Below are 13,003 nucleotides of genomic sequence, written 5' to 3'. Positions count from 1 at the left end.
ATCTCTCTTTTCTTTTTTCTTAATTTTGTCCAATATCTATTGTAGCACTACACTAAAATTTCACACTTTTTCTTGATGCTACTTGAAAAAAGGCTGTTTATGTGGTATAATGAATAATGAATGTAAATTTGCGTAAAGGACTATTTCTATATGAAAAAATGGAGAATAAACAGACCTGACCCTGTGAAAACTGCAGAGTTTATGAACAAGTGTGACTTGAAAAGCCTTACCCTAGACGTCATGACTTCAAGGGGTTTCGCTGACTTTGACAGCCTTGCTGATTTTTTTAAAGGAGAAGAACTTAGTGATCCTTTTCTTATAAAGGATATGGCTATAGCCGCCGAGGTGATAAACAAGGCGGTTGATCAGTATGACCTTATTTGTATTTACGGTGACTATGACTGCGATGGAGTTACGTCCACCACTATACTTTACAACTATCTTGAAAGCATGGGCGCAAACATTATGTACTATATTCCTGAGCGTGAGGCTGGATATGGCATGAACATGGAAGCTATTGAAATGCTTGCAGAAAAGGGTGTTAAGCTTATCGTAACTGTGGATAACGGCATTTCCGCGGTTGAGGAAGCTGAGCGTATTGCTGAGCTTGATATGGAACTTGTTATCACAGATCACCACCAGCCGCCTGAGAAGCTTCCGAGGGCAAGGGCTATCGTTAATCCGCATCGTGCAGATTGTCCCTCGTCATACAAAGACCTTGCAGGCGTTGGTGTAGCTTTCAAGCTTTGTGCTGCACTTGACGGCGGCAGTTACGACACTGTTATGGAACAGTATGCCGACATTTGTGCTATCGGTACAGTTGCGGACGTTGTGCCACTCACAGGGGAAAACAGAACTATTGTCAAGCGTGGTCTTGAATATCTTGCAAACACCGAAATATTGGGATTAAACTATCTTATAGATAAAGCAAAGCTTGATAGAAATGCTCTTGACTCAACAGGCATTGCTTTTAGGATTGCCCCTGTTATAAACGCTTCGGGCAGATTTGGCTCACCACTTACAGCGGTAAAAACACTTCTCAGCGAAGACCCGGAGGACGCTGAAAATTATGTTGACACTCTTTTAAATCTTAACGCCCAGCGCAAGCAGACGGAAACAGAGATAATGACAGAAATAGTAAATCATATAAACGCTCACCCTGAAACTCTTGACCATAGAGTGCTTGTGCTTTCAGGCAAGGGCTGGCACCACGGAGTTATTGGCATTGTTTCTTCACGCATTTTGGAATTTTACGGAAAGCCGAATGTTATAATCTCAATTGATGATGATGGAAACGCACGAGGCTCTGCGAGAAGCGTAAAGGGCTTCAATATATTCAAGTGTTTTCAGCATTGCGGAGAGCTGCTTGATAAATTTGGTGGACATGAGTGTGCAGGAGGTCTGTCGCTGAAGGCTGAGAACATTGAAAAGTTCACTCAAATGGTGTATGAATACAGCGATCCTATGGAGAAATTCCCTAGCGTTGAGCTTATAGCGGATAAGCTTCTTATGCCGCAGGATATCAACCTTGATAATGTAAAGGGTCTTGCAGCAATGGAGCCTTTTGGTGCAGAGAATCCAGCTCCTGTTTTTGCAATGCTTGGAGTAAGAGTAGATAAGATAATACCGCTGTCACAGGGCAAGCATACAAAGATCGAGTTTTCATACGGAAGCTATAGAGGACAGGCTCTTATTTTCTCCCTTGCACCTGAAAAAGCTTGTTTCGCAGTTGGCGATAAGCTTGATATGCTCGTGGAGCTTGGAATAAATGTGTTCAATAACCGTGAGTCCATATCCATAAGAGTTATCGACCATAGATTGAGTGGAGTAAAGCAGGAAAGATATTTTGCGGCAAAGGATTGTTATGAAAAGCTCATGCGCGGGGAACAGCTTCCTGCAAGTTTTATAAGAAAAATAATTCCGACAAGGCAGGAGCTTATCGGCGTATATAAATACATAAGTGCAGTTAAGAATATTACGTTGGATAATCTTTTCATGAAAATATCAGGCGACAGCATGAATTATTGCAAACTGCATATTTGCGTTGATATTTTCCGTGATAAAGGTCTTATCGAGTTCAGACCCGCAACTATGAAAATAAGCTATGTTGTGCCGAAACAAAAGGTAAATCTTGAGGACTCTGAAACTCTTGTTAAGCTGAATGAAATGCTTGGAAAGGCAGGTAACTAAAATGTCAGATAAAGAGAATATTTTGCTTGATCCTGCTGAAATGGATAAGATGGAAAATATACCAGAAATAAAAACTGTCAGTGAAGAAGATCTTCCTGCCGAATCCGAGGTTAAAGAGCAGTTTGAAGAAATGCCTGCTCCTACGGCTTCTCCTGACTATACCGACGCTGTGCCTGAAGCTTCAAAGCCTGAGCATATAGGCGATAGGTCGGTGTGTTCCATTGATGCACTTATTCAGAAAATACTTGATGGCGAGAGGCAGTACGATCTGTCAAAAATCGTTTCCGCCTATGAACTTGCTGAAAAGTATCATCATAATCAGAAAAGAGAGTCTGGCGAGCCGTATATAACCCACCCGCTGTCTGTTGCATATATTCTTTTGGAACTTGGCATGGATACTGATACTATTTGTGCAGCACTTCTTCATGACGTTGTGGAGGATACTCCATGCACTCTTGAAGAATTACAGAAGAATTTTGGTTCAGACGTTGCAATGCTTGTAAATGGCGTTACAAAGCTGAAAAAGGTGGAAACTTTCACCAAAGACGAGCAGAAAGCCGAGAATATCAGAAAAATACTCCTTGCAATGAGTGAGGATATTCGTGTTATTATCATAAAGCTTGCAGATAGACTTCACAATATGCGTACTCTTAATTATTGCAAAGATTCAAAACGCAGAACTATCGCCCATGAAACAATGAACATCTATGCACCGATAGCTCACCGCCTTGGAATACGCTCAATTAAAGACGAGTTTGAAGATCTTGCTTTTTACTATCTTGATCCTTATGCTTATGCCGAGATAGACGAGCAAATGCAGCTCAGAAAGGGAAGCCGTGAACAGCTTGTTGAAAACATCAAGCACAAGATACATGACAGGCTTGAAAAGGATTTTGACCCTGTTCCCCTTATCGAGGGACGCGTTAAGAGCAATTATGGTATCTACAAAAAGGTATATCGTGACGGCAAGGAGATAGACCAGATATATGATCGCTATGCCGTAAGAATTATCGTCAATACAGTTACCGAGTGCTATAACGTACTTGGCATAATCCACGATATGTTCAGACCTATCCCAAACAGATTTAAGGATTATATTTCCACGCCTAAGGCTAATATGTATCAATCTCTTCACACGACTGTTATCGGCAGAGAGGGGATACCTTTCGAGGTTCAGATAAGAACATGGGAAATGCACAGAACGGCTGAATATGGTATCGCAGCTCACTGGAAATATAAAGAGGGCGTAAGGGGTAGCTCAAAGGATGATCAGCGCCTTGCATGGATAAGACAGATAATCGAGTCACAGCAGGAGTCAAACGACGTTGAGGAAATAGTAAGGGCTATCAAAAATGACCTTGCCCCTGAGGACGTCTTTGCTTTCACTCCAAAGGGAGATATGATAACACTGCCTGTTGGCTCAACTGTTATCGACTTTGCTTATGCTATCCACACACAAGTGGGTCATAAGATGTGCGGCGCAAAGGTAGACAAGAAAATGGTGTCTTATGATTATCAGATAAAAACTGGCGAGATAATCGAGATACTTACTACCAACGTTGAAGGTCATGGTCCAAGCCGTTCATGGCTTAATATCTGCAAGACTAATGAAGCCAAATCCAAGATACGTTCATGGTTCAAAAAGGAAAGACGAGAGGAAAATATCTTTGAGGGCAGAAATGCTCTTGAAAGAGAGTTTCGCAGAAATAATATAAGAGTGCCTGAGGAAGAACTTGAGGTCTTTCTCAAAATGGATATGCACAGACACAGTTGTGATACTCTTGATGATTTCTTTGCAGCCATAGGTTACGGTGGTGTTCAGCTTTCAAAGGTGATGCAGAGGCTGAAATCTGAGTATAATAAGAAATACGGTGAAAAGGCTCAGCCTGATACTTCTGACCTTGAAAATAAGATAAAGACTTCCAAAAATTCCACCGGTGTTATCGTTGACGGCATCGACAACTGCGCTATCAAGTTTGCACAGTGCTGTAATCCGCTTCCAGGTGACGAAATAGTCGGCTTTATCACGAGAGGTCACGGCATATCCGTGCATAAAAAGGATTGCGTGAACTATCTTTCGCAGAAAGATGATCCTGAAAATGCCGCACGTTGGATAAATGTTAAGTGGGAAAGTTCTGAAAAGCATACGGGCTATTTCAAGTGTACTTTGGATATCGTTGCAGTTGACAGAATAGGTCTGCTGGCAGACGTTTCGTCAGCGCTTGCAATGATCAATATTTTTATCTATGAGTCAACCTCAAGGGAACTGAAAAACGGCAATGCAATGCTTTCCGTAACTGTCAGCATTGCGGGAATGGAACAGCTCAACAATGTTATAAACAAGCTTCAGAAAATAAAGAACGTTATTTCTGTTGAAAGAAGCGGTAAATAAGAAAGGACAGATAATGAAAATATATAGGCTTAAACCATTGAGTGTTTGTGAAACGAACAGTTATATTGTTGCAAGCGAAGAAAATAACTGCGTTCTTATCGATGCACCTGCCGACCCTGATTATATTCTCGGTGAGATAGAGAGTCACGGTCTTACGCTTAAAAAGATCTTTCTTACCCACGGTCATTTTGACCATATCGGTGCTGTGGCTGACCTTGTAGACAGGACAGGTTGCGAGGTGTATATCCACATTATGGATAAGCCTAAGCTTACAGATGACGCAGGAATGCTTGCTAATCTTTTCAGAATAAGAGGACACAGAAATTACACAGGCAAGGTCAATGTGTTTACAGAGGACGATATACTAAAGCTTGACGAGCTTGAATTTGACGTGTTGGAAACGCCGGGACATACAAGCGGTTCTGTCTGTTTCATATGCGGCATGAATATGTTTTCGGGAGATACCCTATTTTCAAGAAGTGTTGGCAGAACTGATATGCCTGATGGAAGCAGCACAGCCCTTATGAAGTCGCTTATGAAAATAGCTGACCTTGGTGGAAATCTCACTGTTTACCCAGGTCACATGAATGTCACGACACTTGACGCTGAGAGAAAATATAACCCATATCTCAGGCAGGCTGCGGAGGCTTTGAAATGACTCTGATATTCAGCGGCAACGATTATAAATATGAGCTTGAGGGAGTAATGAAGCTTTTTATCCCTGCAACGCTCTTTACCCACGTTTTTTCTGACAGCATAGATACAGAGGACGATTATGTGTTCGCTCAGAAAAAGGATAACGCTGACAATGTTTGTTTGAGCGTTAAGGTGAGATATGACGGCAAGACTTGCGAAAAAGAGGAGTTTGTGCATTTTGAAAGCGACATGGAACTTTCGCTGTCAAGACTTCTTTTTAAGGCAATGAGCGAGATAACAGGCATTGTGCCGAAATGGGGCGTTATAACGGGAATAAGACCTGTGAAGCGTGTGAATGATATGCTCAGTGAGGGCATGAACAAGGCGGAGATATTTAAAGCCATGGAGAGCAGATATCTTTGCAGCGAAGAAAAGTGCAATATTGCATACAAAACTGCTATAACCCAAAAGCCTGTCCTCGATGAGCTTGAAAAGGACAGCTTTAGTCTTTATGTGTCAGTGCCGTTTTGTCCCACAAGATGCTCCTACTGTTCTTTCGTTTCGCAATCTATCGAGGGCTGTATGAAGCTTATCCCTGAGTATGTGAACAAGCTGTGTGAGGAGATAGTTTATACTGCGAAGATAACGGAAAAGCTTGGTTTAAAGCTTGACACCGTATATTTTGGCGGCGGCACTCCTACCACGCTCACTGCTGCTCAGCTTGACAGAGTTATGAAAGTCATTGCAAACAGCTTTGATATGTCAACTGTCCGTGAATACACTGTTGAAGCGGGAAGACCTGACACCATAACTGAAGAAAAACTGAATGTGCTTAAAACAAACGGCTGTGGCAGAGTATCTATAAATCCACAGACTTTGAATGACAGCGTTCTTGAGGCTATTGGCAGAAAGCACACAACTGCTCAGTTTTTTGATAGCTTTGACCTTGCAAGAAAAGTTGGTTTTGACTCTATAAATACTGATATAATCGCAGGTCTGCCAACTGACACAGTGGAGAGCTTTGAGAATACCATTGATAAGCTTATCGAGCTTGCTCCTGAGAATATCACTGTACACACACTTTCCATAAAGCGTGCGGCAAGGCTCAACCACAGCGGTGACAGGGAAGTGCTGAAAAATCCAGCCGATAAAATGGTAGAGTATGCCACAAAAAGACTTCTTGAAAGCGGCTATCTGCCTTATTATCTCTATAGACAGAAGAATATGCTTGAAAATCTTGAAAATATAGGCTGGACAAAGCATGGTCACGAGAGTTTGTATAATATCTATATAATGGAAGAAGTTCAGACCATACTTGCAATGGGTGCTGGCGGCTCGACCAAGCTTGTTGACAAAGAGGGCGGACGTTTGGAGCGTGTGTTCAATTACAAATTTCCGCTGGAATACAATAAGCATTTTGAACTTATGTTGAAGCGAAAAAACGAGATAGAGGAATTTTATGCTAAAGAAAAATGAGATTATCAGGCTTGAAATAAGCGGTATGACAAATGAGGGCAACGGAGTAGGAAAGCACGAGGGCATTGCTGTTTTCGTGCCTTTTACTGTTATTGGCGACGTTATCGAATGCAGGATAGTCAAGGTATGCAAAACGTATTGCTATGGCATTATCGAAAATATTGTAAGTGGTTCGTTTGAAAGAACGAAGAACGATTGCCCTGTTTATTCAAGGTGTGGTGGTTGTTGTTTTCGTCATATGAGCTATGAGGAAGAATGCCGTGTAAAAGAGCAGTTCATAAAGGATTCATTTGAGCGTATTGGTAAACTTTATCCTGAATATGACAGCTTTGAGGGTTGTAAACAGCTTGTCGGCTATCGCAACAAGGCGCAGTACCCTGTAGCAGAGCAGGACGGCAGGGCAGTTTGCGGATTCTATTCAAGGCGTTCTCATCATGTATGCGATCACACCGATTGTGCATTACAGCCTGCCGTATTCAAGGCAATAGCCGATGAAATAATGGCATATGTGAACGAGCGTAAGATAAAGGCATACAACGAGGAAAAGGGAAGCGGTCTGCTCAGGCATATTTATCTCAGGCGTGGCGAACACTCAGGTGAGATAATGGTCTGTCTTGTTATTACCGACCTTAAAAAGCGTGGAGTATTTGATGTGCTTGTGGGTGAGCTTTGCAAAAAATATGCTGATATAAAGAGTATAGTTTTCAATGAGAATAGCCGAAAGACCAACTGTATACTCGGACAGAAGCTTGTTACTGCGTATGGAAGCGACACGATACACGATACCATGTGTGGAAATGATATAGAGATATCACCGCTGTCATTTTATCAGGTAAATACAATTCAGGCGGAGCGGCTTTATGAAATTGCCGCAGATTATGCTCAGCTGACAGGAAAGGAAACTCTTCTTGATCTTTACTGCGGTGCAGGAACGATTGGTTTGTCAATGAGCAAAAAGGTGAAAAAGCTCATAGGTGTTGAGATAATAGAGTCTGCAATAGACAATGCAAAACGAAATGCCGCAGCAAACAATGTCACAAATGCGGAATTTATATGTGGTGACGCAGGAAAGATAGCAGAGATACTTTACAGCCGTGGCGAACGACCAGATGTGATAATAGCTGACCCTGCAAGAAAGGGCTGCACTAGGGACGCACTGGAGTACATGGCAAAAATGTCCCCTGACAGGATAGTTATGATATCTTGCAATCACGCTACTGCTGCTAGGGACTGTGCTGTGCTGGAAGAGTTGGGGTATAAGACGGTCAAGGTCAAGGGCGTGGATCTGTTTGGTAGGACGGGGCATGTTGAGACGGTCTGTTTGCTGTCAAGAAAATAAAATCAAGTGCTGAAAAGTGGCGTATTTCCGGGCTTTTTGTAAGGTTGGTATCATTAGAGACGCCTTGCGGAAAGCTCGGTTTTCTTGTATTGAAACATATCTACTGCAAAAAAATGTGTCAGCTTGTAACCTCGGATTAGATGTCACAATTTGAGACAGTGGATTAGATGTCAGGCATTTTTGGATGATTTTTGGAAAATGGAAAATGGTGACAGCCAATCTAGCAAGACTGACTCCTATTGAAATCGGTCAGGGAGTAACCTATAAAGAGGCAGAATTAACATTTCCTCGCAAAAAATGTATTAGCATCAATTTTCCAAAGAGGATATTACAACTGAAGTTCAGGAGTATTATGCTTCCATGCCAAAAGTCTATCCAGATTTCAATGGAGGCTGGCAACCACATATTGTTTTTGTTGGTGAAATTATAGAGGTTAGGTATGAGCGATAAATTGGGATTTAGAGGATGTGAATGAGCAGCATGAAGAAAATAAAAGAAGGAATTAATTTGAAAAAACTCCTTAGGCTGAAGAATACAGGCAGTATCTTTGTGATTGCGGGGCTTTTGACGATTTTTGTAATAGCGTCGTACACATTTATTCTGCAAAGTTCTTACACTAAGACCGCCCTTGAAACAGAAATCACACGTGACACAGCAAGTGCAGATGCAGTACACAAACTAGTGGATGGAAGAATCGGCAAAGAAGATTTTGATCAAATCAAAGATCAATCTGATGAAAAGAAGCAATTATATAAGGATATTTCTTCATATTTCAATGAAATCAGAACACTGAATTCTACTCGATATATTTACACCGCTACAAAAAATGAAGAAGGAAAACTCGTTTATGTGGTAGACGGTTTGGATTCGGATGCGGATGATGTAAGACACCCTGGAGATTATATTGAGGAAGAAATGGTTCCGTATATTGATAGGGCTATTTCTGGGGAGAATGTGTACTCTCAGGATATCATTGATACAACATGGGGTCCGATTTTTACGGCTTGCTATCCTGTAAGAGCAAATCATGATGGGACTGGAGAAATCATTGGCGCATTTTGCATTGAAATGGATATGCAATCAGCTTATGGAATGGTTGAAGAGACGAATCATATTTCCATCATCTGCGGTTTAGTCGCAGGAGCTGTATTGCTTTTGATTTGTCTATATACCTATTATGTTTACCAGAAAAGCAAGGCAGAAGAGCAAAAACAAAAACAATTATTAATGACCGCCGCTGAGGAAGCAGATGCTGCCAACAAAGCAAAATCTGCGTTTTTGCTTAGTATTAGCCATGACATCAGAACGCCGATGAATGCCATTATTGGATTTACAAACATTGCGCTTCACCAGAACACGGTTTCAGATATTCATGATAGCTTGGAGAAAGTTCAAAAAAGTTCGAATCATCTTCTCTCTTTGTTGAATGACGTTCTGGATTTTACTCGCATTGAAAGTGGAAAAGTTACTATTTCGCCTGAGCCAGTGGACATTACTCAATTAACAGATAACGTCCAGGCGATTATGAATGGACTTCTTTATAACCGAGATCTTAAGTTTGAAGTACATCGAGAAATCCCAAAGAACCCATATGTCCTTGCGGATGTTGCGCGTATCCGGGAAGTTTTGGTGAATCTTCTTGGCAATGCTGTGAAATTCACAAAGGACGGCGGAAAGATTACTTTGGATATCAGCAGTTACCCAGGAGCGGATGAGAAACATATCATGACTCGTTATGTTGTTCGAGATAACGGTATTGGCATGAGCGAAGAGTTCCAGAAAAAATTATTCGATCCGTTTTCACAAGAAGATGATGCTAATGCCAGAACTCAATATAAGGGAACCGGTCTTGGTATGGCCATCACAAAAAAATATGTGGATATGATGGGCGGTTCGATTGCTGTTGAGAGCAAAAAAGGTGTAGGTTCTACATTCACAGTGGAGATCCCACTGGAGTTGTCAGAACAGGTTATTCAATCAGAACAAAAACAACATCTACATAGAGATTTGACGGGTATTCATGTTCTTATGGCTGAGGATAATGATCTAAATGCTGAACTTGCTACGATGATGCTGGAAGATACTGGTATAGCCGTAACACGCGCATCAGACGGAAAGGAAGTTGTGGATTTGTTTAAAAATCATCCACGAGGCACATACGATCTTATTTTGATGGATATTATGATGCCAAACATGGATGGACATCAAGCAGCAAAAGCCATTCGAGCCTTGGGTATAGAGCGGTCCGATGCAGTTACGATTCCAATTATAGCTTTGTCTGCAAATGCTTTTATAGATGATATTCAGGAATCCCTGGATTCAGGCATGAATGACCATATTTCCAAGCCGATTAACATGGAGGAATTGATCGATACTATCACTAAATACATTAAACACGATTAGGAAAACAAAGAAGTTAATTCTGATTTTCCTGTACCTTTTCAAAATATTCTCTGCTGATTATGGAAGATCTGGAACAAAATGCGTGCTACTGATCCTGAATATGCATTTGCGATGAAAAATGCCGACACCGCTAAGGTTTGGCAGCTTGAAAATCTCTTCGAGCTGCAGGCTGAGGAGATTGCAATTCAGACGTGTTTGGTAATGTAGCCATTCCTTATTTCTTATCAAAAAAACAACAAAACTCGTTTGGTTTAGTTTTAGCCAAACGAGTTTTGTTGTTTACTCCCTGAGATTTTCTTTGAGTTTTACTTTTCGATATTCTTTTGGTGACATACCAATGTATTTATGAAACAGTCTGTTGAAATAAAGCGAATTGGTGTATCCAACCATATTTGCAATTTCAGTAATGGTGTAGTCCGTATTTTCTAACAAATTTTGTGCGTTGGAGATTCGCAGCTTTAAGATATATTGCAGCGGACTGGATCCTGTGATTTCTTTAAAGCACTGAATAAACCAACAGTCGCTAAGTTCTCTGGATTCGGAGTACTCCTCAGTGCTGATTTCTGTGTCGTAATTCTTACGAAAATAGTGCATCGCAAAAGCAACTTCTTTTTCACTGGTACTGCTGAATTTCTTTGCACTCATGATTGCACGGCTTATCAAAACAAAAATATTTCGCAGCTGCAAAGAAATCAATTCATCATACCGTGGTCTGCAAAGCTGCAATTCCTGAATCATCTGACCAAATAACCACTGATAATCGGGAGATGTTCCAATATAGAGAATATTATTTTGCAGGTTGATATTGTAATACTTTAAAATTTCTTCTACTTCATTTCCAGTAAAATGCACCCAATAAACATCGGTTTGATCTGCACGATAATAAACATATTCCTGTGGTTGATCCGGCAAATATATAATAATATTTCCGGCTGAAACCGTTTTTTCTTCTCCGTGAATGAAAAAATGTCCTTTTCCGGAGGCAATATATAAAAGCTGATAATCTTTTCTTCCCTTCGGACGATGTGTTACTACTTCAGAACGATTTTTCACACGATAATTTCCACAGCTTGTTACAATCAAAGGTTTCGTATTATCCACTACAGTAGATGTAGAGTTGTTCAAATAAGCAACTCTGACCGCTCTTGTTACAAAGAACAGCAAGGAAAGAGTTCAGATGGGTTCTTATCGCTTTATCTTCGCATTTGGAACAAGCCTACTGATTCAGGCTGTTACATTCCAATTTGTTGAAGCAATGGGCGGTGGTGCAAATGGCTGGAGAACAGTCGCAATTATTTATGCGGTTATCGGTCTTATTGTAAATACAATTTCCGCTCTTTCTGTAAAGGAACTTTCTGATGAGGAACTTGCAGACAGTGAAACAAAAACAGAAGAAACCAAAGAAAAACTTGGAATATCCGAAAATGAAGTTGTGATGGAATCACAGAACTAAAATGGAGGAAACAATATGAAATATACACTCGACTGGCTGACCGATCCGGAAGTGTTTGCAGTCAACAGAATCGCAGCATATTCCGACCACAGAATCTATGCAAACCATTTGGAAGCCGATGCAGACAATTCCTCTCTGATTCAGAATCTGAACGGCACCTGGAAATTTGCGTGGGCAAAGAATCCGTCTGAATGGAAGCAAAAGTTCTATGAAGGAAGCGACAGCACTGACAATTTTGACAACATTCAGGTTCCGGGACACATGGAATTGCAGGGATACGGCAAACCGCAGTATGTCAACACCATTTATCCTTGGGAGGGACAGGAGCATCTCCGTCCGCCGTTTATCTCTGAAAAGGACAACCCTGTCGGCAACTACGTCAGATATTTTGACTTGAACGATGCTCTGAAAAACAAGCGTGTATTCATTTCTTTTCAGGGTGTGGAAACTGCTATGTATGTCTGGCTGAACGGCGAATTTATCGGCTACAGCGAAGATTCTTTTACACCGTCTGAATTTGAACTGACACCATATATACGTGAAAAGGACAACAAACTTGCTGTTGCAGTGTTCAAAAGAAGTTCTGCAAGCTGGCTGGAAGATCAGGATTTCTGGAGATTCTCCGGCATTTTCCGTGACGTATTCCTTTATGCGGCACCGTCTGCCCATGTTCGTGATATGAGAGTGATTGCAGATTATGACGGTACAAACGGTATCTTCTCTGCAACGTTGGATATTGTGGGCAAGTGTTCTGTGAGATCAATCTTGACAGATGAAAATGGAACGGTCATCGCAGAATCCAATGAAAAGGGATCCGTAAACTGGACAATTGAAAATAGCAAGCCTTGGAGTGCCGAAATACCGAATCTCTACACGTTTACAGTGATTCTGACAGACGAAAGCGGAAATGAAATCGAGGTCAGCAGAACCAAAGTCGGATTCCGCCGATTTGAACTGAAAAACGGAATCATGTGTTTAAACGGAAAACGTATCATTTTCAAGGGCATCAATCGACACGAATTTGATGCGAAAACAGGCAGAGCAATCACAAAGGAAGATATGCTGTTTGGTTTTGTCAATATCACTTGACACATTTTATTCGAACAAGAATTAT

Annotated in this window: 9 protein-coding genes and 1 pseudogene; 9 read left to right on the top strand and 1 reads right to left on the bottom strand. The window is 41.2% G+C overall.

Annotated features, from left to right (window positions below; genetic code table 11):
• Positions 1–150: 150 nt before the first annotated feature.
• The 7 genes from recJ (at position 151) to DWW81_RS13725 (ending at position 10,643) form a co-directional block, all read left to right on the top strand.
• Complete coding sequence (gene recJ / locus DWW81_RS12550; protein WP_117898107.1) at positions 151–2,190, top strand: single-stranded-DNA-specific exonuclease RecJ; 2,040 nt, start codon at positions 151–153, stop codon at positions 2,188–2,190.
• Entirely contained in the window at positions 2,162–4,582 is a 2,421-nt protein-coding gene (locus tag DWW81_RS12545) for a bifunctional (p)ppGpp synthetase/guanosine-3',5'-bis(diphosphate) 3'-pyrophosphohydrolase (protein ID WP_243004748.1), read from the top strand. The genes recJ and DWW81_RS12545 overlap by 29 nt, the downstream gene beginning before the upstream one ends.
• 13 nt (positions 4,583–4,595) lie before the next feature.
• The gene (locus DWW81_RS12540) at positions 4,596–5,240 is read left to right on the top strand and encodes an MBL fold metallo-hydrolase (protein ID WP_038673231.1); all 645 of its coding nucleotides are present in this window, start codon (positions 4,596–4,598) and stop codon (positions 5,238–5,240) included.
• Positions 5,237–6,694: a coproporphyrinogen dehydrogenase HemZ gene (gene hemZ / locus DWW81_RS12535; protein WP_117898106.1), complete on the top strand. Its 1,458-nt coding sequence runs from the start codon at positions 5,237–5,239 to the stop codon at positions 6,692–6,694. Before DWW81_RS12540 ends, hemZ begins: the two co-directional genes overlap by 4 nt.
• Complete coding sequence (rlmD, locus tag DWW81_RS12530) at positions 6,678–8,033, top strand: 23S rRNA (uracil(1939)-C(5))-methyltransferase RlmD (protein ID WP_117898105.1); 1,356 nt, start codon at positions 6,678–6,680, stop codon at positions 8,031–8,033. The genes hemZ and rlmD overlap by 17 nt, the downstream gene beginning before the upstream one ends.
• 471 nt (positions 8,034–8,504) lie before the next feature.
• Positions 8,505–10,436: an ATP-binding protein gene (locus tag DWW81_RS12520; RefSeq protein WP_242989642.1), complete on the top strand. Its 1,932-nt coding sequence runs from the start codon at positions 8,505–8,507 to the stop codon at positions 10,434–10,436.
• 78 nt (positions 10,437–10,514) lie between these two features.
• Positions 10,515–10,643: a hypothetical protein gene (locus DWW81_RS13725; protein WP_278308116.1), complete on the top strand. Its 129-nt coding sequence runs from the start codon at positions 10,515–10,517 to the stop codon at positions 10,641–10,643.
• Between the two features lie 72 nt (positions 10,644–10,715).
• On the opposite strand, the gene DWW81_RS12515 is transcribed toward DWW81_RS13725, so the two are convergent.
• Positions 10,716–11,537 carry an AraC family transcriptional regulator gene (locus tag DWW81_RS12515; protein WP_243004747.1) on the bottom strand — a complete coding sequence of 274 codons (822 nt, stop codon included), beginning with the start codon at positions 11,535–11,537 and terminating at the stop codon, positions 10,716–10,718.
• Positions 11,538–11,565: 28 nt separating this feature from the next.
• On the opposite strand from DWW81_RS12515, the pseudogene DWW81_RS12510 reads away from it, so the two are divergent.
• Both DWW81_RS12510 and DWW81_RS12505 read left to right on the top strand, forming a co-directional pair.
• A pseudogene (locus DWW81_RS12510) lies at positions 11,566–11,859 on the top strand (MFS transporter); the annotation flags it as partial.
• Positions 11,860–11,904: 45 nt separating this feature from the next.
• The gene (locus DWW81_RS12505) at positions 11,905–12,978 is read left to right on the top strand and encodes a sugar-binding domain-containing protein (protein WP_242989641.1); all 1,074 of its coding nucleotides are present in this window, start codon (positions 11,905–11,907) and stop codon (positions 12,976–12,978) included.
• Positions 12,979–13,003 lie beyond the last annotated feature (25 nt).

The sequence above is a fragment of the Ruminococcus sp. AF17-1AC genome (assembly GCF_003461385.1).
Lineage (GTDB): Bacteria > Bacillota > Clostridia > Oscillospirales > Ruminococcaceae > Hominimerdicola > Hominimerdicola aceti.
This window is presented reverse-complemented; position numbering and strand designations above follow the sequence as displayed.

What these genes read in the sequence shown, in the direction of transcription:
- recJ (WP_117898107.1), top strand. Translation starts at nt 151, where the DNA reads ATGAAAAAATGGAGAATAAACAGACCTGACCCTGTGAAAACTGCAGAG.
- DWW81_RS12545 (WP_243004748.1), top strand. Translation starts at nt 2,162, where the DNA reads ATGAAATGCTTGGAAAGGCAGGTAACTAAAATGTCAGATAAAGAGAAT.
- rlmD (WP_117898105.1), top strand. Translation starts at nt 6,678, where the DNA reads ATGCTAAAGAAAAATGAGATTATCAGGCTTGAAATAAGCGGTATGACA.
- hemZ (WP_117898106.1), top strand. Translation starts at nt 5,237, where the DNA reads ATGACTCTGATATTCAGCGGCAACGATTATAAATATGAGCTTGAGGGA.
- DWW81_RS12505 (WP_242989641.1), top strand. Translation starts at nt 11,905, where the DNA reads ATGAAATATACACTCGACTGGCTGACCGATCCGGAAGTGTTTGCAGTC.
- DWW81_RS13725 (WP_278308116.1), top strand. Translation starts at nt 10,515, where the DNA reads ATGCGTGCTACTGATCCTGAATATGCATTTGCGATGAAAAATGCCGAC.
- DWW81_RS12540 (WP_038673231.1), top strand. Translation starts at nt 4,596, where the DNA reads ATGAAAATATATAGGCTTAAACCATTGAGTGTTTGTGAAACGAACAGT.
- DWW81_RS12520 (WP_242989642.1), top strand. Translation starts at nt 8,505, where the DNA reads ATGAGCAGCATGAAGAAAATAAAAGAAGGAATTAATTTGAAAAAACTC.